This is a genomic window from Vibrio sp. Hep-1b-8 (assembly GCF_006124995.1).
Lineage (GTDB): Bacteria > Pseudomonadota > Gammaproteobacteria > Enterobacterales > Vibrionaceae > Vibrio.
In genome coordinates this window covers 1-21,053 of record NZ_QEWN01000112.1, presented here as the reverse complement: position 1 = coordinate 21,053, position 21,053 = coordinate 1, and the positions used below count along the sequence as shown (strand labels likewise).

Below are 21,053 nucleotides of genomic sequence, written 5' to 3'. Positions count from 1 at the left end.
TTAAAACGGACTCACTATTTTCATTTATTACGCAACGGCATAACGTTGTACTGGCTTATCATTAATTGGCAGATGAATCAGCGCAGCAGCAAAAGCCAATACCACAGTCGACCACCAGATTGGCTCATAGGAGCCGTAGTAATCGTAAATACGGCCACCAGCCCAAGCCCCCAAAAAACTCCCTACTTGGTGAGTAAAAAATACCAAGCCGTACAGGGTGGAGAGATGTTTGGCTCCAAAGATCTGGCGCACTAGCCCCGACGTCAAAGGCACGGTTCCCAACCAACAAAAGCCAATTGCCCCACCAAATATAACGGCAGTATGTTCAGTAACAGGCAAGGTTACAAAAGCTCCGATCACCAAGGTACGCATGATGTACAGCGCAGCCATTACATGACGCTTATTAAATCGGTCACCCATTACTCCCCAAAAATAGGAGCCAAAGATGTTAAATATACCCACATACGCCAAAGCCATTGCGGCTGCGGAAGCCGGTAATTGCTTGTCAGCAAGATAGCTTGGCAGGTGAGTGGCGATAAACATAACGTGAAAACCACAAACAAAGAAGCCAAGGTGGATCAACCAATACCCCTTGTGAGAAAACGCCTCTTGCAATGCTTGTTTCAGCGTCTGATTCTCTTCAACACTGCCGACGGACGTAGCTTGCTTCGGCGTACTGTTTTTCATAAACAGTGCAAACGCGATCATAGTGCTACACAAAAGCGCGAAAGCTTGAAGCGCGGTTTGCCAACCAAAATCCGTTAGCAAAACTTGTGCTCCTGGAATCATGGCAAACATACCAAATGAACCCGCCGCCGTAGTCAGGCCAAACGCTTTAGCGGCATGTTCAGCAGGCACGACTTTAGCGACAGCCCCCAAAACAATCACATAACTGGTTGCGCTTAAACCTAAGCCCACCAATACCCCAAGAGAAAGGTAAAGCAAGCTAGGCTCCATAGCGATAGAGGTCAGGTATAAACCTAAGCCATAGGCGATGGCACCAAGGATAATGATGCGCTTAGCACCATATCGATCTGATGCCATGCCAACAACCGGTTGAAACACGCCAAATAATAGGTTTTGCAACGCAATAGCAAAACTAAAAAATTCGCGTCCTGTCTGAAAATGTTCAGAAATTGGCATCATAAAGATACCGAAAGATTGTCTAATCCCAAGACAGATAATCAGAATGGCAATACCTAGCCAAACCATAACGGGAAATCGAAAAATACTCATCGCAGTACCTTAGTGATGATGATCATGAGAATGGCTGGCTTGATCGCCTAACGTCTGGTGGCAACCACTATCAACGGCTTGTTGTGCCAACAGATCCAACAAAGTTGGAGAGTGGTGAACAACAATCAGGGACAGTATTAGCAACAAGCTCATTCTCACAAGCTGAGCGAAAAGTGATTGAGAAAACATGATTCAAATTCTCAGCGTGGGTTTAACAAAGAGCGCGAAGTGTAAGGATCGACGCGCAATGACTCAAATGACATTTGGTCAATTCCACTATGCATTGGCTGCATGTTTACTGCTGTTCAACCAAACAGGGAACAAGTTCAAACCCTTCATCTAGCCAACCCGTAACACCACCAATCATTTTCTTGACCGGCCGTCCTAACTTAGCCAATCGTATCGCTGCTTTTTCCGTCCCATTGCAGTGTGGTCCTGCACAATAGACCACAAACAACGTCTCTGATGGAAACTCAGCCAAGCGCTTCTCATTGAGCCTTGGATGCGGAATGTTGATCGCCCCATCCACATGTCCTTGTTCAAACAGCACTTCCGCTCTGACATCGACTAAGACAAAATCCTGTAATCCATTGGTCAACGCGTGGTGCACATCCCAACAATCTGTTTCAAACTTTAGTCGTTGCTCAAAATGAGCCAACGCCTCTTGGCTGTTCGCTGCCGCCACTCTTGATACTGCACTCGACATATTACGTACTCCTTGTGTGATTGATGACAATACTATCTTGCCGTCAAATCGTAGCAGGTGACATTGGCGTAAAAGACAGTTATCGTTAATTTTCAGCCAAGCTGGTTATCTCAAGGAATGAAGATGAAAAAAGTCGCGATCCTCGCCCATACACATGTCACTCTGTTCGAAATGTCGTGTGCGATAGAATTGTTTGCTCTACCAAGACCTGAGTTCGAAAACTGGTACCAAACTGACGTTGTCAATTTGCAAGACAGCGACATTCAGACCACTGGAAACTTGCTGTTTCGCGCTCAATACGTTGAATCTCTGCAATCTTACGACACGCTGATCATTCCTGGATGGCCCACTTGGGATTACCCGATTCCTGATAGAATCAAACGACAAATCACCTTGTTCATACAAGAAGGTAAGCAAGTACTCACACTATGTTCTGGCTCATTTTTACTAGCACGATTAGGTTTGCTTGATGGAAAAACAGCAACCACACATTGGATGTACGAGCAGAAGTTTCGCCAGCAATTCCCTCTTGTTCACTATCAGCCAGATGTGCTTTACGTCTTTGACGACAACATTGGATGTTCTGCGGGAAGTGCGGCAGCACTCGACCTTGGCCTCGCTGTAATTCGTAGCGACTACGGCTATAACATTGCCAATCAAGTGGCAAAGCGACTGGTGATCTCGGCTCACCGTTTAGGTGGACAAGCACAGTTCGTCGAAACCCCTATGTTAGAAGTACCCAATCAGTTTTCAGCCGCAATCGACTGGGCCAATAGTCAGCTTGATAAAAGCATCACGGTTGACACCCTAGCTGACAAAGCCAATATGTCACGACGCACTTTTGACCGTAAGTTTCGCGCCAGCTTCAACCTATCGCCTAAAGAGTGGCTAACTCAACAACGTATCGAGCGAGCAAAAGGACTGTTGGAGGGAGAAGCACATTCAATCGAGCGACTCGCGAACATGTCTGGATTTGAAAATGCGACGACCTTACGCCATCACTTTCGTCGTCTTGTTGGAGTGTCACCACAACAGTATCGAGCACAGTTCAATGGCAAGTAGCAGCCACCAAGTCCTCTGTCGCGTGTTCAATTCAAGTAAATCAACTCAGAGTGAACTGGGTTACCAAGATTGGCGTATTGAAAAGATTCCCCCCAGGCGGCAGAGTTTCTCACTCAGTTCATTATCAAAGGGGTGGCGTTAAGCGTATGGGCATTAAAAAACCAGCCGAAAGAGGCTGGTTTTTTCTTTTAGCGTCCGTGCGGCTTAACGTGATTCAAGTGGGTATGAACGATAACTCCACATACCATATGTTCTTAAAGCGTCGCGATAGATTCCAAGGAGTTCACTGTTACTGGCTTGTTCAAGCTCTTTAAGTGGCTTGTCTGGGTAACTGACCGTATCAAAAGTAATGTCTTGTGGACCAGTCTGCCAACTAGCAATCTCAAATAGAGTTTGACCACGGCGAACGTGACTTGCGGAGCTAATAATAGTCGCATGTTGAATATTGTGGCGCGCTAGTGCATAGCTACTAAAGAGCGCATTACCCACCGTGCTGGTCGCGTAATTTTCTTCAATAATTCGTTCTTTCTTGATGCCTTTTTCAATTAACCAGTCAGCCATTAGCTTACCTTCGGTCTTATGATTTTTAGGCACGCCACCGGTCAATACAATTAAGGCGTCTGGGTTGTCCTTCGCCATTTGTAATGTCGTTTCTAGGCGCTCGATAAGTATCTGATGCATAGAGCCATCTGGGTTCAATGCATAACCTAAAGTGACAATAGCACCATGATCACCTAGTTGACCTTTGTTGGCTTGTTTTTTAAGCGGGGTAGCTAACACGCGATCAACGGTTTCAAAGATTCGCTTTATGTCTGATGCTTTGCCTGCATTTAACTTAGCGAGTGTCTCCATGTGCTTCTCTGACTCAGCTTGATTGTTGTTAAAGCGCTGCCAAACCGCAAGGTAAGCGTGCAGGTCGACGTCTTGTGGCGCAACGGATAGCGCTTGTTCAAATAGCTCAATCGCTTTATCTACATTCTTGTTGTAGATCTGCGCATTCGCTGCCGAGATAAGCAAATCAGTACGGTACGGTTCCAGTTGGTAAGCTTCTAGTAAACGGTCGGTGACGGTTTCCATATTGCTTGGCATTTTGGCGGTGAACCCAGCATGAGAAATACGGGCTGGGGATTTAAACGCCTGTACTGCGTCATTGAGTAGTTGGTCTACAACTTGGCGTTTAGTGATAAGTTGGGCGTAGTCACTGTCAGAGACAATTGCTCTATCATTAGCAGCAAAAGTGTGTGGGGCAGAAGCTAAGCAAATGACGCTACCAAGAGCGAGGGCAAGGAGTTTTTTCTTCATAGAGAAATCCTAGTTTTTATTTTGAATAGTAAGACAGGTGATTTTGTAGCTTAAATTCAAACGATTAATAAACTGTGAAAGGACTCTCAACTCAGCTTGGTGATTTTCCACTATTGGTCAACTTCAGAATTAGGATCACGAAAGTGACAGAGTGGAGGCAAAGATGATCTTATCCAGTGAATTGAAGAAAGTCGGCACTATCATCCCCAACTTAGTGGATCAATCGAACGACCAAAGAACCTGGCGCACGCACAGATTCCACGTTATGGCTAATGACCACACCCGCTGTTGGTGAGTAGTAGGTCTGTATTTCATCACCAAAACTGTTGTATTGAGTCGCGAGTTTCTGACCGAGTGTGACCGCTTCCAGCAACTCAACATGGCAAATTACAAATCCCCCTTGTTCTGCTCTGACACTGGTAATCGTATTGCCTTCCACGCACTCACTGTTTGTCTCTGCAACATCACCATCAAGCAATTGGTAACAACGCAAAACATTGAGCACACCTGTCGTAGCACGTTCTACCATCTCCAGATCAGTGTACCGACCCACTCCCACTTCAATGGTAATGGATGGAATATCAGCGCGATTGTAAACCGTTTCCAATATGCCAGGATCGCCCGGATCGTTGAGAATCACATCAGGGTTGATGAGTCGTGCCATTCGAATAGCATCTTCAATACGGTAATCGGCAAAAGCATAAAGAGGATAAGCACTACCACTGGTTTGAGAGTGGAGATCAATAGCCAGATCCGCATTGGGTTTTAGTAAGTTTTCCCACAGGCTATACGCATAACGGCTAGCATCATCACCATGAGGGTTACCGGGAAAAACTCGGTTGAGGTTGGCTGATGAACTGTCTGGTGCAGCGGAATGAAAATCGCGGCTATGGCGAGCAATACCCGATAAATTAACCGCAGGTACAATCGTCACGCACCCCGAAAGTTCTTGTCCCTCCAGTTCGCGAGCTAACTTCTGCGCAGTCAATATACCGTTTTGTTCATCGCCATGAACGCCCGCTGTGATCATGATACGTTTACCCGGCTTGGTCCCTTTAAACACCCGAACAGGCAGGGTTTGTGGATGACCAATCGCATCCGTAGCAACCGCAAACCAGAACTTATGCTCTCCTGGTTCAAGCGCATTGACATCCAAAGCCTGAATCGTTGGATACATAGGCACAATACATTCGTTCAGCGGTTTGGTCATTTTCATCCTCAGCGAAGAAAGGCGTACATCCAGTGCACGCCTTATGTTTGTTATTGGAGACTACTTTAATATGGAACCATGTAATAGAGTAGTCATCAACGCTGAATTTTTGTTCCTGAATATTAGAGGACTAGCTTTCTTTGGTCGACGTCACGATGACACTGAATAAGATCAGTAACCCACCAGCCACTTGCAAAGTGGTTAAAGACTCTTGCAACCACACCATTGCGAAAATCGCACCAAATAATGGCTCGCTTCCCATCAGTAGCGAGACTCGCGTTGGCGAAGTTCGACGTACAGCATAGTTCTGCACATAAAACGCAAACAGAGTACAGAATAAGACAAGGTATGCTACTGTCATCCAAAATTCTGGACTGGTTGGAATCACAAACTCAGAGGCGGGCAAATACGTCACCGCGCAGACGATAGCCACACAAGCAACAACCAAAGATTGAAGGGAGGTTAAGGTACTGGTGGTGATCTCTTTACCTTCAGTAAAACGCTTAGTCAATGTCACCATCAAGGCACGCAATAGAGCGGCAGCCAGAATAAAGTAATCGCCACTGTTTAGCGATAATTCTATACCTTGATTACTGGTCAATAGCAGTACACCTACAACACTACAGAGTGTCAGCAGCCATAAAGTATTGCTAACTCTTTTCTTATTAATGACCAGCTCCGCAAATGCCGTCAATATCACCGACAAACTGATCAAAAACGCCGCATTGGATGCTGAGGTTTGTGAAACCCCAAACACTTCACAGAAAAAAATCGCCGACAGGATAAGACCGGTGGGGAGGGCTATCTTCCAGTCTTTATTCAACCCTCGGCGAAAGTCTCGAATCACTACAGGTAGCATACATAAAAAAGTGATCGAAAAACGGATAGAAATGAATACCAAAACACTGGTATACACTAGAGCACTTTTCGTCAGACCATAGCTGGTTCCCCAAAATATGGCGACAAGAAGCAACATCAACTCAGTTAACGGTAGCCTGAAAGTTCCTTTTTCCAGTTGATCCGTTGTGGCTGTCATATTTATTCTCCATCTTGGTAAAGGTCACTACGAGTACATCCCGGTACGCGCATCTTTCTCGCCATAATGAGGCAATGGGTGACACCTCATGCATGGTATGTCTATCGTCAGCCAACACCATATCTAAGGGATTATCTAAAGCGAGGCACTCCAATAGATTGTGTTTGCTATCGGTAACTGTCGTATCCCCACCGACAACATTGTTTCTTTTTAACAGCATGGACGCGATATAACTTACTCCGTTGCGATGAAGTCCCTCTGGCGTAGATAACCCCTGATTGACTCCTTCAGCCACTATTCGCTGAGGATGTACTCCGATCACCCAATCCGTTGGTTTACTCTCTGCTAAATCAAAAATAACGCTCAGCAATAGTAAGAGTTTGTTTAGGACTGGTGACTGAACAAATGTTTGCGTCAACGGGGCAAAAGTTCGCTCGATCCCTCCGCTGATCGAGTTGAAACACGTAGGCTGGTAGAAGGGTTGATGCGGCAGCAGCGTAAGCTCCTCAAGCGTCGCGCGCTTTGTAAACTGACCGTATCGACGATGACGATACATTGCGCCACCTGAGATATACTTATCCAGCTCTAGATTGTCCCAACATTTCTTAAAACGGATGACCTCATCAACATTCGTTTCCAGCATATGAGTCATTTGACGACCGCTAATGAAAACGTAGTGGTGATGCTCAAGCAATCCGGCAATCGCCATCAAGTGGCGTTCAAATAGATCTGTATCCATCTCACACCCCACCGATTTTATTCTCGGTAGAGGCTTGATGCCCTGACAACCCTGGCCTTACCCGCACCAGGCGATACACAACACCTGAAAAATTGATCACTGAGTAAGTCGTTAACTTGTCCACAATGTCGCTCCATAAGTGGGATTTCATTGTTGACTACACTAGTATCCATAAGTAACTTAAGTGAAACAATATGGCTGCATTGCAAAGGATTTTTGCACCATGGACACAAATAAGCTTATTCCACTGCTCTCGGAAATGGCCATCTTCGTCAACGTAGTGGAGTCTGGCAGCTTTTCCAAAACGGCGAAGAAACTTGGCGTCTCCCCTTCTTCGGTCAGCCGCTCGATTACACGCCTAGAGAACACACTGGAAGAAAAGTTACTGGAGCGAACAACACGTCAGATGCGTCTGAGCGTAACGGGACAAGAAGTGTATAGTCTTTGCGCCGATATGATGTATTCGGCCAAAATGGCCGTGTCTGCGGCGCAAACAGACAAATCAGAAGTCTCTGGCGTACTGAGAATTGCCGCCCCCAAAGCGCTCTCCCGTCAGATTTTGATGCCAATGATTCTCGACTTTATCGAAGCGTATCCCAAGGTCAGTTTACAGCTCAAAGTGGCCGATCACTATATCGACCCCATTGGCGATGAAGTCGATGTCATCATCCATATTACGGATAAACCCAACATAGGCCTGGTAGCACGAACTCTGACTCAGTGCCGTCTAGTACTCTGTGCAAGTCCGGCTTATGTGGAAAAAAATGGCATCCCTGAGCATCCAGAAGATATACACGCTCATAACTGTCTGTGCTTAGGGGAGAACCCTCGTGACCGTGTATGGGATTTCACCCAAGGTGAACAAAAGTATTCGATCAACGCTAGAGGCTCGTTCGCGGTTAACCACAGTGAAATTCGTCGCGAGGCGGTATTGAGGGGAATTGGGATCTCGGTGTTTCCCGAATTTGCGATTCAAGAATACCTCGACTCAGGTCAAGTTGTTGAACTGCTCGAAGAGTGGCATATCGGCGGCAATTATCAGGGACAAGTTATCGCACAATATGCCCAATCAAAGTTCATTCCTAAGCAGATCAAAGCGTTTGTAGACTATCTTCAAACGAGATTTAACCAAGAACCATCAAGTTAGATACTTTCCATCGCTGTTTAACTCCAATTCAAAATACGGACTTCGTTGCCCTCTTGCGGCAACTTAGGAATGTTAAGCGACAGTATAAATGAAACGAAAGCCATTACCGCACCAATGTAAAAGACTGCTGCGGGTGACACTAGCCAAATAAAGCCGAAGGTGACTGGAATAAACACAGCGGCGATGTGATTGATGGTGAATGAAACCCCAGCGGTCGATGCCATATCCGCCGGATCGGCGATTTTCTGGAAATAGGTTTTTATTGCGAGTGCCAGGGCAAAGAATAGGTGATCAACCACGTACAAAGCGGCGGCCCACTCTGCGCTTTCCACTAACGCATAACCAACAAACACACAAATCAAGCCCGTATATTCAAACATCAGTGCTTTACGCTCACCCACCTGACCGATAAATTTACCAATCCGTTTGGCAAACAAGAAGTTAAACAAATAGTTAATCAGGAATAACATGGTTACGTCTGCCGCTGAATAGCCAAACTTCTCTACCATCAAAAAGCCAGCAAACACAGTGAAGATCTGGCGGCGAGCACCGCTCATAAAGGTCAGTGCATAGTAGAGCCAGTATCGCTTACGCAGCACTAACTTTTTATTTTGCTGTACATGCGTCTCAAACTGAGGAAAAGCAAATGCCATCCACATCACCAGTAAGAAGCCCGTCCCACCAAAAGTGAGATAGACCCATTGAAAGTCCATCACCAAAACTTCTAGACAAATCCATAGCGCGCCGTAAGTCACCAATGAAGCCAGTGCACCGATAGAGATAAATTTACCAAGCATCTCTGGTGCCTCCTCTTTGCTCAGCCATTGCAAAGAGAGGGATTGCTTGAGTGTCTCAAAATAGTGGAAACCCGTAGACATCAGCAACGTGGTCAACAACAGACCAAAAACCGAAGGGAAAAATCCGGTGATCGCGGTACCGATAGTCAAGGCGCCAAGTGACAGTAACATAAAACGTTGCTCTCGAATAAACAGCAACACAAAGACTGCAGTGAAGGCTAGAAAACCTGGGATCTCTCGTACACTCTGTAAAAGGCCAATATCTGAACCGTCAAAATTCGCCCTTTCAATAACAAAGTTGTTCAGCAAGGCCATCCAGCTAGAAAAAGCAATGGGGACAACAATCGAGATAAGTAGCAGGAAGTTTTGCGGTGTTTTCCAACTCGCAGATTGATTCATGACGGGTTCCTCAAGTAAACAAGTTGTTACATTAGATCGCTTGCAGAGAAGAAACAATCAGATTTGCAAATTTTACTTTAGGGCTCAAAACCCGTCTCTAAGTACTTGTCAGCCTCAATCGTCTGTCAAAAAAATGTTAAAACAAGCCTTTATCACGAATCTAAATCCCGTTATGGTGAACTAATCGACACCTACTATATGGCGCGAATTAAAGCGTAAATACACGTTAGGCTTACCATTTGGGGCAAGCCTTGTCGTGACTAACTCCCTTAACCCATGCAAAAACTGTGAGTTTTATTCATACTACTTGCACTTTTGGCTGGATGAATCTCTCAAAAATGATACGCACGTCTAATTTATTGTCAGATTTGATGTTTGAACAATTAGCAAACCACACATAGAATTGACTCTATCCGACCATATAAAATTCACAGGTCAGATGACTAAAAAAGACCCACACGTAAAAAGAATAATGATTGTGGGAGCAATGGAGGCTAGATGAATAACTCAGCGGTGGCGCATAAGGAGCATACAGTTCGCTCCTCAAACGATAAGAATGTTTCTATTTTAAATAGTACCGATGCGCTAGCCATGATTGAACATGGTGGTGAGTTGACGATCGGGATTTCAACGCCTGTTGGTACAAGCTTTCGTTGTAAAACCTCTTTTATTGGCACGCATTCCAACAACATTGTGTTAGCAGAACTGCCAAAGATTTCTGATGATGACTTAGAGTATTTCTTTCAAGAAGGTTTCTGGGCAACTGTACGTGCGATCTCACCTCGCGGTGAAGGGGCTATCGTGCACTTCCGTGGACAACTGCAACATGTACTGACGGCTCCAGTGCCAATGGTCGCTTTGTCTGTACCTAAAACGATGCAAGTGACACAATTACGCAAAGAGCCTCGTTTCGAAGTGAATCTTTCAGCACGTGTCGAAGCTAACACTCACAGGCTAGAGTGCGAAATTCGAGACTTGTCGAAAGGCGGTTGTCGCTTTATCACGGCGCCGTTAAGTCGACCTTTTCAAGTTGGCGAAGAGATTTCTCTTCATGTTCAGCTAAATACTCCCAAAGGCCCACGCTTTGAGCCCCTATTTGGCAAGGTGTGTAACCTCCAACGTTCACTCCATTACGCACGCTATGGTGTCGCATTCACTGATGATGGGAAGAACAATGCCAAGATCCTCCTAGGTCACTTAAAGTTCAATGGCACCAAACTAACCTTGCGCTAATCTCACATATAAAAAAACGCCCTGCTCAATTAGCAGGGCGTTTTTTAATTACCGATTTGTTTAACCGATAAACGAGATGTAGCCTTGTAGAATGATTAAGTTCACTATGTCGATAAAGAACGCTCCAACAATTGGAACCACCATAAATGCCTGTGGCGATGGACCGTATTTATTGACCAAAGACCCCATATTCATTACCGCGGTCGGTGTCGCTCCAAGACCAAAGCCACAATGTCCACCAGCCATTACTGCCGCATCATAGTTAGAGCCCATCACTTTAAAGGTCACAAAATAAGAGAAAAACCCTAGCACCACAGACTGCACAGCGAGAATGACTAAAAATGGAATCGCAAGGTCAAAAATGTTCCATAGTTTCAGACTCATCAGCGCCATTGCTAAAAACAGTGACAGAGAAACCGTACCCAAAATATCAACGGTTTCAGCATCAATCTTATGGGTTTTGCTCACTTCCAATACATTGGTAATAAACACGCCAATAAACAGCGCATAAACAAAGTCAGGTATCATCAGCCAACTGATGTTGAAACTCACGACCCACTGCTCCAAATACTTGGCACCAGTGACACAAATTAGCAGAATAAATAGAATCTCGATGACCTTTTTGGCCGTCACTTTATCTTCTTCATATTCGTTGTATGTCACGAGTTCCGGAAAGCGCGCGTGAGTCTGTGTACCTGAACCATACTCTGATTCAAAGCCATTTTTATTGATCAGCTTCTGCGCAACCGGGCTACCAATAATACCGCCAATAATCAAACCAAAAGTGGCAGAAGCCATCGCGATTTCGAGAGTATTAGTCAGGCCGTAGTTATCGGAAAAGGTTTGTGACCAAGCGGCACCAGTGCCATGTCCGCCAGACAGAGTAATCGAGCCAGCAATAAGACCCATTAAAGGATCTAGGCCTAGCGCGGTCGCCATCGAGACACCAACGCCGTTCTGAATGATGATATAAAACGAAGCGACTGCAAGGAAGATGAATACCTTCGCTCCACCTTTCATCAACTGAGTGTAATTGGCAGCGAGACCAACGGTGCTAAAGAACATTAGCATAAAGACTTTTTGCAACGGCAGAGAGAACTCGAGATTAATGCCATTGAAGTGCATTATTGTGATGATAACTGCGACGATAAGACCACCAACAATCGGCTCAGGGATATTAAACTTCTTCAAGATTGGAAGTTTGGAATTTACAAAGTGCCCTAGGAATAAAACGCTGATTGCGATTAAGAAAGATTCTAGCGGTCCAACTGAAATTATCTGATTCATATAACCTCTTTTTAGTTATTCACTCATCTTCCTTAACGAGTACAGAGCCCTATTTGACTCTGAGGAGCAATTGCTCAATGGTTCAACTTTTCTATTGAAATTTGTCCTTATTCAAACAGCCTCAAGATGCTCGATTCAACAGTTAACCCAACGAAAACGACGCGGGTTTTGAAAATGAAAGCGCACATTATCAATAATATTGCCCCTACTTGTCGAGTGCAGACGCAAAATTCACACTTTGTGACTATGTAAACTTAGGTAAAAACGGGAATAAAATAACACTTTATGCAGGAAAAACTGACAAAACAGGCAAAAAAATAGCCAACCGCAATAGTGCGATTGGCTTATATATAGTGTGAACAAAATACATTCACTAACAACGTCAGTTGGCTAGGTGACCCTCGGCTTAAGAAGGGTCACTCTAATATGTGCACTTAACGTGCCAACTTTAAAAGCACGTTGTTTTTTGTTCTAAAGCACACTTTTTGCCCAAATAACCATTTCAAAATGCAAAATGAAAATTGCATTTTGCAATAATTTGCAAATGCATATTAAACTACACTCTTATCAATACTTGGCTCTAGTATGATTTTTCATACTTTTTTCATCTCTTAGCCGATATACTCTCTGCACCAAAATTTAGTTAACCTTCAATAATGAACTATCTAACGACTTTTCTAAAAGGCATCGCGATGGGCGCGGCTGATGTTGTACCTGGAGTCTCGGGCGGTACGATTGCGTTTATCACTGGCATCTACGACACCTTGCTTGAGAGCATTCGACGCATTAACCCATCGGCAATCGGGATTTGGAAGCGAGATGGATTCAAAGCGGCTTTCCAACATATTAACGGTTTGTTTCTTATCTCACTGTTTGGTGGGGTACTGACCAGTATTGCGACATTGGCAAAACTCATTTCTTGGCTGTTGGTGACTCATCCAATTCCTTTGTGGTCATTCTTTTTTGGTCTGATTCTGGTTTCTGTGTTCCATATGCTCAAACAGATCGAACAACGTAGCCTAAGCCGCTTAGTCTTCCTCGCGTTAGGGGTAGCATTCGCCTACAGCATTACGGTGTTAAATCCACTTCAGTTAGAGCCGACCAATATCAACGTCCTTTTCGCAGGCGGCATTGCTATCTGTGCGATGATCCTACCGGGAATTTCTGGCAGCTTTATCCTGCTTCTGATCGGGATGTATACCCCAGTACTCGGCGCGGTAAAATCCTTTGATCTGCCAATCCTACTGCTGTTTTTGTCTGGCTGTGTGATTGGCCTTCTGAGCTTTTCTCACGTTCTTTCTTGGCTGCTAAAGCGCTTCCGAGACCTTACATTGGTGTTCTTGACTGGCCTCATGCTCGGTACATTGCCAAAGATCTGGCCATGGAAAGAGACCATCAGTTGGCGTGTTAATTCCAAAGGAGAACAGGTTCCTTTAATTCAGCACAACCTCTCCCCGTCAGATTTTGAAGCTCTCACCTCCCAACCTGCGCAACTGGGTATCGCGATCATTCTAATGCTATGTGCGATCGGACTAGTTCTCGGACTAGAAAAATTCGCCGAGAACCGCGATCTGTAATCAAATTTAAAGCGGCTTTACTCACTTCGATACCTACCGCAATCTCGCGAGCTGAAACTGACCAGAACCAGCTGCTGCCTGGTTTATAAATGTAGTGGACGCCAACTGTTCAGCGACTGCCCTAGGCATCCAGACAACAAACGCTAATACGCTTTTAGCTCTTCAGTCCGTCCAAAGAAGTAGGCAAGGATGCCGATCGCGATAGCGAACATGGCGCAAAGATATATTGGATAATTGGCGGATATCGTTGCACGAAATGCAAGCAACGAAGCGACCGGCGGCTTAGTTCATGTAATCAATGACATCCAAGGCCGCTACCAATACATGGACATTGATGTTGCCGATTTTCAAGCTAAACCAAGCTCGACGTTTGTTCCTGGTGGTGCAACCGACTACGCTGAAGGTCTCTTCAACCTTGGTACGATTTATCACTTAGATCCAACATCTCAAGTTTGGGCTAACTTCTCGCAAGGTTTCGATATCCCTCAGTTGTATCGCTACTATGGCAAGAGTGCGACGCAAGATGTCGCGGCATCTAAACTCGAAGGAATCAAAACAGACAGCTACGAAATTGGTTATCGCAATGACCTAGATAATCTGTCACTGCAATCAGCGATTTACTACTCACACTCTAGCGCAACAGTTCAGTACGAAGATGATTTCTCTATCTCTGGACTGGCCGATCCTAAACGTGTCTACGGTGCAGAAGCTCAAGTCAGCTACTGGGCCACAGACATGCTGCAACTTGGTTTGTCTGGCCACTATGTCGTAACACAAACCAAAACCGATGCAGGATGGGAAGATCACCAAGTGAAGTTCTAATCACCTAAAAGAAAAAAACCGCCCTGTTTGGGGCGGTTTTCATGTTCACTTTTCAGCCTCAGCGTTTAAATGTACTGCATCAGCTTCTGTTTCACTTCTTCACTAGCAAAACACTGCTCAACACTTGCGCGGTAGATTTGCGCATAGTCTTCTGCCGTTAGCTCAAACAGTTCCATCACTTTTTCAACTTCTTGAGTCATGGTGGTATTAGAAACCGTACGGTTGTCAGTATTGATCGTTACTGGTAGGCCGTCTTTGTGGAAATCTTTCAGCGGATGAAGCTTAAGCTCAGAGATCGCTTTCGTTTGCACATTACTGCTTGGACACGCTTCCAGACCCACTGCATCTTGCTTAACGCGTTGGTAAGCTTGCGCATGGTCTTTAATGGCAACACCGTGACCAATACGTTCAGCGCCTAGCAATTCAATGGCATCATAAACGTTCTGACCGCAGCCCTGCTCGCCCGCGTGAATAGTAATGCGGTAGCCTTTGTCACGAGCATATTGAGTGTAAGTCACATAATCGTGGGCGAAGTTGTCCAACTCACTGCCAGCCAAGTCAAACGCCACAACACCATCACCTAGGAACTTTTCACCCGCATCCAATACTGGAGGGATTGTGTCTGAAGGTAGGAACTTAACCGCAGACAAAATGTAGTTACCTTTGATGTCATACAGCGCTTCCGCACGCTTCATACCTTTTACTGCACTTTCAATAATCTGCTCATGGCTAAGACCATTTTGAATGTGAAGGTGTGGCGCAAAACGCACTTCTAAGTATTTTACGTTCTCTTTTGCGGCATCTTCGAACAGTTCGAACGAAATACGCTCAATACCTTCGGCTGTTTGCATCACTTTAATTGGCAGTGCAAAACGATCTAAGTACTCTTGCAGGTTGGGACAAGTCTCTGGAGCAACCATCATCTCTTTGATGACATCCGCATCGGTACTTGGCAGCTCGATGTTCTGCTCGGCAGCTAAATCAATTACCGTTTGTGGGCGAAGGCTACCATCAAGGTGGCAATGGAGATCAATTTTCGGGAGATCAAAATAGTTCATCGGGTTCAGTCCTAACTTTCACTGCTTATACGATAAAGAGGTAAAACAACACGCTATTGCAACTATAGCAATAATCGTGATTCACACACTTTATCCTTTGTTTTTGATTACAATAAAATTCATGTTATATGATTATCTAACATAAGTAACACGACAATTGTCCGGTCAGAGGCTAAATCATTCAACACTTTGTTGAATAAAGAAAATTCACTATGGATAAGAACAAGATTTTAAATGATGGACTGAACAAAATCCGTCAGTTAGTGAAAGATGAACAATACCGAACTATTCAAGTGCAAAAAGGCGACCACATCATACGTCAGCATAGCGAAGTCAATGATGTCTATTGGTCAGAGGCGGCACAATTTTCTGTTCTGCACACCGCTGAAAATGGCAAAACACTCAGTTTGGGTGACTATTACATTGAAGATAACTTTTTTGGTGAGATGGAGTTTTTCTCCGATGCCCCCAGCCCATTCAGCGTCATCGCCACCACAGATGCACAACTGATCGTGATCCCACGGGATAAGTTTGCTGAACTGCTGATTTCTGACGGCAGTGTCGCATTTTGGATGACACATAGAATGTCCAACATCTATCTCAATACTATGCATATTGCGATAGAGCGTTCGCTGTATCCGCTTAAATTTAACATCATCAAAGATCTCGTCAGTCGATACAGTAACAGCGCCCGTTCATCCGGCCATACCTATATGTATCAGGAAGCACAACGCTTTGGCTGCACCGAAAGAGCGTATACACGTATTATCCATGAACTGATCAGCGAAGGACTAGTGGCTAAAGGGCCTGATAAAGTCGGGATTGTCCCCGTCGATATTGACGTATTGCGCGACTATCTTGAAAAATACTACCAGTAGTACGAACACTCAGTATCCGAAGCACATTCGTCCGCCAGAAAAACAAAAAATCGACGCCCTAAAAGCGTCGATTTTGTCTGTTTCATTTGCGGTTCCCAGCTTAAAGCTGATGGGTACGGCTTGGTAAAAACACTTCACCCAGCATACAGCGAACGCTACCACCACCAATGTTTTCAATCGTCTTTACGTTGAATGGCAACAGCTTACCATGGCTCGATAACTGAGCACGTTGCGCTGGCGAAAATGCATCGTATGCAGACTGAGACATCGCAATCACTTTTTCACCGTTGACCGTTTCTAGCTGAAGAATGTTGCCACAGAACTGGTTCATCTGATCAATCGAGATTGAAATCACCTGCTTATCTTTCGCCAGCGATTTAATCACAAAACGACGCTCAAATTCAGGGATCACTTCATCACAAACGACACAGAAGCTCTCACCAATCGCCATCATCACATTGGTATGATAAATAGGCTTACCTGACGGCAGCGCGGTTTGGAAAGAGACCACACGGTCATAACCGATACGTTGTGCGTAGTCTTCAAGAACTTCGCGATCACAACGTTGAGATAGCGCCGCGTAGACAGTTTTATTAACATGATCTTTTACCATGACACCTGTGCTCTCTAAATGAGCATCATGAGCTAGGTAAGAAGTCAGGCTATCCTGACCTAAAACAGTGCGACCCGCGAACTCTAACGCTTCAACCAAAGCATCGGTCTTAACTTCTTGCTGACGGTTTTTACAAGCCATAGGAAACGTGTAAAGCGTTCCGTCTGCGGTGGTACTAAACCAATTGTTTGGGAACACCGCATCAGGTGTTTCGACACCACCGAGCGGATAATCAAATACCACAACCTGAACACCCGCTTTGCGCAACGTATCGACCATAGTCGTGAACTCTTGCATTGCTTTTTCACGCACTTGACTGGTCGATTCCGACACTTGATGCTGGAATTCATTGTCTTTTGCCGTTTCAGCATTAAACGCAAATTCTTTAGGTGGAACCATGACCACGCAGTTAGCGTTCTGTACTGAAGATGGTTTAGTTTTTAGTATGGCTTGCTGTTTCAACATTGTGACAAACTCAATTAATCTCACTCACTAACGCCAATTGTAGACATATTGTTAAACGAAAGATTACTGAATTGACCTGTTATTATGCATTCATTTCAGTAAGTTTAACTGAGCCAGCCACGTATAACAGTTAAAGTTACTGCCAGAACAAAACTCATCCAGAGGTCGATGAATATTATGCAAGGGAAAGAATAATAAACTGGTTACATTTCATAGAACGAGGGTATACCATAACCGAACCCTTCCTATTTATGGACGAACGCTCGTGCCTTACGGCATCTCTTCTGCTTTATTTGCGTGTTTAGGAAATACATATGTTTAAGAAGTTCGAAGGCTTTACTCAGCCTTTCCCACAACAGGAGCCAGATCAGCCGCCAACGGGCATCTTTGCCTTTTGCCGTCACTATACTCGAGGGTTTGAAATCCCGCTGATTATCATGTCGATCATGTCAACCATTGTTGCGATCGTCGAAGTATCCCTGTTTGGCGCGATGGGCAATCTGGTTGACTGGCTGTCAAACAGTAACCCAGAGACATTTTGGCAAGATAACCAGAGCGCGCTCATTTTCTACGGAATGTTGCTTCTGGTAGTGATGCCTATTCTTGTTGTCTGTTACTCACTTTTGGTACACCAGACATTACTGGGTAACTACCCAATGTCGATTCGTTGGCTCACACACCGTTATCTGCTCAAACAGAGTCTCAACTTTTATCAAGATGACTTTGCTGGTCGTGTGGCAACGAAAGTCATGCAGACCTCTCTTGCGGTGCGAGAAACGGTAATGAAGTCGATGGATGTGTTCGTCTACGTTTCGGTCTACTTTACCTCTATCGTCGTCTTACTTGCTCAAGCTGACTGGCGTCTGATGATCCCAATGGTGATCTGGCTAGCTTGCTATATCTGCATCCAAATTTATTTTGTACCAAAGCTGAAGCAAGTCGCGTCGGAACAAGCAGACGCCCGTTCAACTATGACAGGACGTATCGTAGATAGTTACACCAACATCGCTACTGTTAAGCTGTTTTCACACAGCAAAAGGGAAACTGAATATGCTGAAAAAGGCATGACGGGTTTCCTTGACACTGTTTATCGCCAAATGAGACTGGTCACTGGCTTTGATGTCGCGGTTGAAATTACTAACTACATCTTAGTCTTCTCAATTGGTGCCCTATCGATCTATCTATGGATGGACAACTCAATCAGTATCGGCGCTATCGCGATTGCGATCGCCCTCGCTCTGCGTATCAACGGTATGTCGATGTGGATCATGTGGGAAGTCGGTGCACTGTTCGAAAATATGGGTACGGTAGTGGACGGCATGAAAACCATGGCGAAGCCAATTGATATCCAAGATAAGCCAAACGCTCTGCCGTTGGAAGTTAAGCAAGGCGGTATTGAATTTGAGGACGTCAGTTTTCATTACGGCGATAAAAAGAAAGGGGTCATTAACCACTTAAATCTCAATATCAAGCCGGGTGAAAAAGTGGGCCTAGTGGGTCGCTCGGGCGCGGGCAAATCCACCTTAGTCAACTTGCTATTGCGCTTCCACGATGTTGAAAGCGGCAAGATTAAAATTGATGGTCAGGTGATCTCAGACGTCACTCAAGATTCCCTACGTAGCAAGATTGGTATGGTGACGCAAGATACGTCCCTGCTACACCGCTCGATTCGCGATAACATCTTGTATGGCAACCCTGACGCGTCAGAAGAAGACCTTCTAAAAGCGACTAAACAAGCCCATGCTGATGAATTTATTCAAGCGCTCAGTGACCCGTTTGGTAACACGGGCTACGATGCTCAAGTAGGTGAACGAGGCGTGAAACTTTCGGGTGGCCAACGCCAGCGTATCGCAATCTCTCGCGTGCTACTCAAAGATGCGCCGCTGCTTATCCTTGATGAAGCCACCTCTGCTCTCGACTCGGAAGTAGAAGCGGCAATCCAAGAGAGTCTTAACGAGCTTATGCAAGGCAAAACTGTAATTGCGATTGCTCACCGACTATCGACCATCGCTGCAATGGATCGCTTAATCGTGTTAGATAAAGGCGAAATCGTTGAACAAGGCACCCACCAAGAGCTAGTTGAAAGTGGCGGTATCTACGCCCAGCTATGGGCTCATCAGACGGGTGGATTCATAGCAGAAGAGACCGATGTAGCGTAAATAGCTGATTTAATTGAAAACTAGCTTAACTGAATAGTGGCGATTTACTGACAATAACCGACAAAAACCGAGGTTAACTGACAGTTGTCGCCACTTTGTCGCCACTTTTTCTCTGTTAGTTTTCGAGGGGATTTAGCTGAACAGCCTGCATAAGATGGTCTGGTGAGAAGTGCGCATAAGCCATGGTTTGTTCAATTTTGCTATGGCCTAGAATACGCTGCAGTACCAGTATATCACCTCCATTCATCATAAAGTGACTAGCGAATGTATGCCTCAAAATATGAGTCGCTTGCCCACTTGGAACATGCTCTGGCAAGGCACGTTTCACACACTCCCAAGCTGCATAGTAAGTCACGTCAAACACTGCTGATTCACTCACCGCAACATCGAGTAGTTCACTATACAAAGCGCGAGATATCGGAACAGAACGGTTCTTCTTCCCTTTCGTTTCTGTAAACAGCAATTTGTACTGGCTGACCTGAGAACGCTTCAAGTTCAGAGCCTCCCCTATTCTCGCCCCTGTCGCTAAACATACTTTGCAAGCCAGTTGAATTTGCTCCGCTGAAGGGCTGTTATCTTGGCGCACCTTCTCAAGAAAAGTGTAAACCTCCCCTAAACTAGTGGCATACCATTTTAGAGTTCTTCGGCTTAGACTGAGCATAGAAGGAGAACCCGCGATGAAAAAATCACGTTACTCAGAAACACAAATCGTCAAAATCTTAAAAGAAGTGGAAGTGGGTCGTAAGGTCAATGAAGTGTGCCGTGAATACGGCATTTCAGATGCCACCTACTACAACTGGAAAGCAAAATACGGTGGGATGGAAGCCTCTGAAGTCAAACGCCTTAAAGACTTAGAAGAGGAGAATCGTCGCTTGAAAGCCATGTTTGCTGAGTTGAGCTTAGAGCATCGAAGTCTCAAAGACATCGTAGAAAAAAAGCTGTAAAGCCAGCGATAAGACGCGAACTGGTTGAGTATGCCAGACAACGGCACAATGCCAGTTTACGTCTTGCTTGTCGCGCAGTTGGCATTAGTGATTCGGTTTATCGATACCAGCCTAAAGCGAATAACGATCATGAAGTGATTGTTGAACTGCAAAAGGCGGTTGAGCGTTATCCAGCCTACGGTTTTAGCAAATTGCTCAAAATACTTCGTCGCTGGGGACATGGCTGGAATCATAAACGGATATATCGGATTTACTGCGAACTCAAACTCAATAGGCGTCGTAAAGCGAAAAAACGCTTACCAACTCGTTCGCCTGAGCCGCTTAATGTGCCTATGGTAGCTAACCAGTGTTGGTCGATTGACTTTATGAGTGACAGCTTACAG

17 protein-coding genes and 4 pseudogenes are annotated in these 21,053 nt (G+C 45.1%); 9 read left to right on the top strand and 12 right to left on the bottom strand.

The genetic code is table 11. From position 1 onward, the window contains the following. Positions 1-27: 27 nt before the first annotated feature. From DA100_RS13770 to DA100_RS13760, 3 genes are all read right to left on the bottom strand, one after another. Positions 28-1,236, bottom strand: a complete 1,209-nt coding sequence (locus DA100_RS13770) for an MFS transporter (protein WP_138972672.1) — start codon at positions 1,234-1,236, stop codon at positions 28-30. A gap of 9 nt (positions 1,237-1,245) precedes the next feature. Further along, positions 1,246-1,425: a hypothetical protein gene (locus DA100_RS13765; protein WP_138972671.1), complete on the bottom strand. Its 180-nt coding sequence runs from the start codon at positions 1,423-1,425 to the stop codon at positions 1,246-1,248. 106 nt (positions 1,426-1,531) lie between these two features. Continuing rightward, positions 1,532-1,942, bottom strand: a complete 411-nt coding sequence (locus DA100_RS13760) for a rhodanese-like domain-containing protein (RefSeq protein WP_138972670.1) — start codon at positions 1,940-1,942, stop codon at positions 1,532-1,534. A 123-nt stretch (positions 1,943-2,065) separates the two neighbouring features. Between DA100_RS13760 and DA100_RS13755 the strand changes: the two genes are divergently transcribed. Further along, on the top strand, positions 2,066-3,004 hold the full coding sequence (locus DA100_RS13755) for a helix-turn-helix domain-containing protein (RefSeq protein WP_138972669.1): 939 nt from the start codon (positions 2,066-2,068) through the stop codon (positions 3,002-3,004). Between the two features lie 204 nt (positions 3,005-3,208). Here the strand turns inward: DA100_RS13755 and DA100_RS13750 are convergent, their stop codons facing one another. From DA100_RS13750 to DA100_RS13735, 4 genes are all read right to left on the bottom strand, one after another. Next, entirely contained in the window at positions 3,209-4,306 is a 1,098-nt protein-coding gene (locus tag DA100_RS13750; RefSeq protein ID WP_138972668.1) for a YdcF family protein, read from the bottom strand. A gap of 211 nt (positions 4,307-4,517) precedes the next feature. Beyond that, entirely contained in the window at positions 4,518-5,516 is a 999-nt protein-coding gene (locus DA100_RS13745) for a succinylglutamate desuccinylase/aspartoacylase family protein (protein WP_138972667.1), read from the bottom strand. Between the two features lie 130 nt (positions 5,517-5,646). Beyond that, entirely contained in the window at positions 5,647-6,552 is a 906-nt protein-coding gene (locus tag DA100_RS13740) for a DMT family transporter (protein WP_138972666.1), read from the bottom strand. Further along, complete coding sequence (locus tag DA100_RS13735) at positions 6,497-7,291, bottom strand: 2OG-Fe dioxygenase family protein (protein WP_138972665.1); 795 nt, start codon at positions 7,289-7,291, stop codon at positions 6,497-6,499. Before DA100_RS13735 ends, DA100_RS13740 begins: the two co-directional genes overlap by 56 nt. 223 nt (positions 7,292-7,514) lie before the next feature. Here DA100_RS13735 and DA100_RS13730 point away from each other — a divergent pair, with 223 nt between their 5' ends. Next, entirely contained in the window at positions 7,515-8,438 is a 924-nt protein-coding gene (locus tag DA100_RS13730) for a LysR family transcriptional regulator (protein ID WP_138972664.1), read from the top strand. Between the two features lie 17 nt (positions 8,439-8,455). Here the strand turns inward: DA100_RS13730 and DA100_RS13725 are convergent, their stop codons facing one another. Beyond that, positions 8,456-9,634: an MFS transporter gene (locus DA100_RS13725; RefSeq protein WP_138972663.1), complete on the bottom strand. Its 1,179-nt coding sequence runs from the start codon at positions 9,632-9,634 to the stop codon at positions 8,456-8,458. Between the two features lie 498 nt (positions 9,635-10,132). On the opposite strand from DA100_RS13725, the gene DA100_RS13720 reads away from it, so the two are divergent. Continuing rightward, the gene (locus DA100_RS13720; RefSeq protein WP_138972662.1) at positions 10,133-10,867 is read left to right on the top strand and encodes a flagellar brake protein; all 735 of its coding nucleotides are present in this window, start codon (positions 10,133-10,135) and stop codon (positions 10,865-10,867) included. Between the two features lie 60 nt (positions 10,868-10,927). On the opposite strand, the gene gltS is transcribed toward DA100_RS13720, so the two are convergent. After that, entirely contained in the window at positions 10,928-12,154 is a 1,227-nt protein-coding gene (gene gltS / locus DA100_RS13715; protein ID WP_138972661.1) for a sodium/glutamate symporter, read from the bottom strand. A 656-nt stretch (positions 12,155-12,810) separates the two neighbouring features. On the opposite strand from gltS, the gene DA100_RS13710 reads away from it, so the two are divergent. From DA100_RS13710 to DA100_RS13700, 3 genes and pseudogenes are all read left to right on the top strand, one after another. Then, positions 12,811-13,731 carry a DUF368 domain-containing protein gene (locus tag DA100_RS13710; RefSeq protein ID WP_138972660.1) on the top strand — a complete coding sequence of 307 codons (921 nt, stop codon included), beginning with the start codon at positions 12,811-12,813 and terminating at the stop codon, positions 13,729-13,731. Between the two features lie 21 nt (positions 13,732-13,752). Then, positions 13,753-13,878: pseudogene (locus tag DA100_RS21355) on the top strand (siderophore ferric iron reductase); the annotation flags it as partial. A gap of 114 nt (positions 13,879-13,992) precedes the next feature. Beyond that, a pseudogene (locus tag DA100_RS13700) lies at positions 13,993-14,541 on the top strand (TonB-dependent receptor); the annotation flags it as partial. A 77-nt stretch (positions 14,542-14,618) separates the two neighbouring features. Here the strand turns inward: DA100_RS13700 and add are convergent. Continuing rightward, a complete protein-coding gene (gene add / locus DA100_RS13695) occupies positions 14,619-15,611 on the bottom strand; it encodes an adenosine deaminase (protein WP_138972659.1) in 993 nt (330 codons plus the stop codon). A 212-nt stretch (positions 15,612-15,823) separates the two neighbouring features. On the opposite strand from add, the gene DA100_RS13690 reads away from it, so the two are divergent. Then, positions 15,824-16,489 (top strand): Crp/Fnr family transcriptional regulator, encoded by a 666-nt coding sequence (locus DA100_RS13690; protein ID WP_138972658.1) that lies wholly within the window; start codon positions 15,824-15,826, stop codon positions 16,487-16,489. 100 nt (positions 16,490-16,589) lie between these two features. Here the strand turns inward: DA100_RS13690 and DA100_RS13685 are convergent, their stop codons facing one another. Beyond that, positions 16,590-17,567 carry an arginine deiminase-related protein gene (locus tag DA100_RS13685; protein WP_138972657.1) on the bottom strand — a complete coding sequence of 326 codons (978 nt, stop codon included), beginning with the start codon at positions 17,565-17,567 and terminating at the stop codon, positions 16,590-16,592. 314 nt (positions 17,568-17,881) lie between these two features. Between DA100_RS13685 and DA100_RS13680 the strand changes: the two genes are divergently transcribed. Continuing rightward, on the top strand, positions 17,882-19,726 hold the full coding sequence (locus DA100_RS13680; protein WP_138972656.1) for an ABC transporter ATP-binding protein: 1,845 nt from the start codon (positions 17,882-17,884) through the stop codon (positions 19,724-19,726). 115 nt (positions 19,727-19,841) lie between these two features. Here the strand turns inward: DA100_RS13680 and DA100_RS13675 are convergent. Further along, positions 19,842-20,321, bottom strand: a pseudogene (locus DA100_RS13675) (tyrosine-type recombinase/integrase); the annotation flags it as partial. An 82-nt stretch (positions 20,322-20,403) separates the two neighbouring features. On the opposite strand from DA100_RS13675, the pseudogene DA100_RS13670 reads away from it, so the two are divergent. Further along, positions 20,404-21,053 (top strand): annotated as a pseudogene (locus DA100_RS13670) (transposase); the annotation flags it as partial.

Excerpts from the sequence above, each read along its gene's own strand:
- DA100_RS13765 (WP_138972671.1), bottom strand. The coding sequence starts at position 1,425 with ATGTTTTCTCAATCACTTTTCGCTCAGCTTGTGAGAATGAGCTTGTTG.
- DA100_RS13770 (WP_138972672.1), bottom strand. The coding sequence starts at position 1,236 with ATGAGTATTTTTCGATTTCCCGTTATGGTTTGGCTAGGTATTGCCATT.
- DA100_RS13730 (WP_138972664.1), top strand. The coding sequence starts at position 7,515 with ATGGACACAAATAAGCTTATTCCACTGCTCTCGGAAATGGCCATCTTC.
- DA100_RS13720 (WP_138972662.1), top strand. The coding sequence starts at position 10,133 with ATGAATAACTCAGCGGTGGCGCATAAGGAGCATACAGTTCGCTCCTCA.
- add (WP_138972659.1), bottom strand. The coding sequence starts at position 15,611 with ATGAACTATTTTGATCTCCCGAAAATTGATCTCCATTGCCACCTTGAT.
- gltS (WP_138972661.1), bottom strand. The coding sequence starts at position 12,154 with ATGAATCAGATAATTTCAGTTGGACCGCTAGAATCTTTCTTAATCGCA.
- DA100_RS13740 (WP_138972666.1), bottom strand. The coding sequence starts at position 6,552 with ATGACAGCCACAACGGATCAACTGGAAAAAGGAACTTTCAGGCTACCG.
- DA100_RS13760 (WP_138972670.1), bottom strand. The coding sequence starts at position 1,942 with ATGTCGAGTGCAGTATCAAGAGTGGCGGCAGCGAACAGCCAAGAGGCG.
- DA100_RS13710 (WP_138972660.1), top strand. The coding sequence starts at position 12,811 with ATGAACTATCTAACGACTTTTCTAAAAGGCATCGCGATGGGCGCGGCT.
- DA100_RS13685 (WP_138972657.1), bottom strand. The coding sequence starts at position 17,567 with ATGTTGAAACAGCAAGCCATACTAAAAACTAAACCATCTTCAGTACAG.
- DA100_RS13755 (WP_138972669.1), top strand. The coding sequence starts at position 2,066 with ATGAAAAAAGTCGCGATCCTCGCCCATACACATGTCACTCTGTTCGAA.
- DA100_RS13690 (WP_138972658.1), top strand. The coding sequence starts at position 15,824 with ATGGATAAGAACAAGATTTTAAATGATGGACTGAACAAAATCCGTCAG.
- DA100_RS13745 (WP_138972667.1), bottom strand. The coding sequence starts at position 5,516 with ATGACCAAACCGCTGAACGAATGTATTGTGCCTATGTATCCAACGATT.
- DA100_RS13725 (WP_138972663.1), bottom strand. The coding sequence starts at position 9,634 with ATGAATCAATCTGCGAGTTGGAAAACACCGCAAAACTTCCTGCTACTT.
- DA100_RS13680 (WP_138972656.1), top strand. The coding sequence starts at position 17,882 with ATGTTTAAGAAGTTCGAAGGCTTTACTCAGCCTTTCCCACAACAGGAG.
- DA100_RS13750 (WP_138972668.1), bottom strand. The coding sequence starts at position 4,306 with ATGAAGAAAAAACTCCTTGCCCTCGCTCTTGGTAGCGTCATTTGCTTA.
- DA100_RS13735 (WP_138972665.1), bottom strand. The coding sequence starts at position 7,291 with ATGGATACAGATCTATTTGAACGCCACTTGATGGCGATTGCCGGATTG.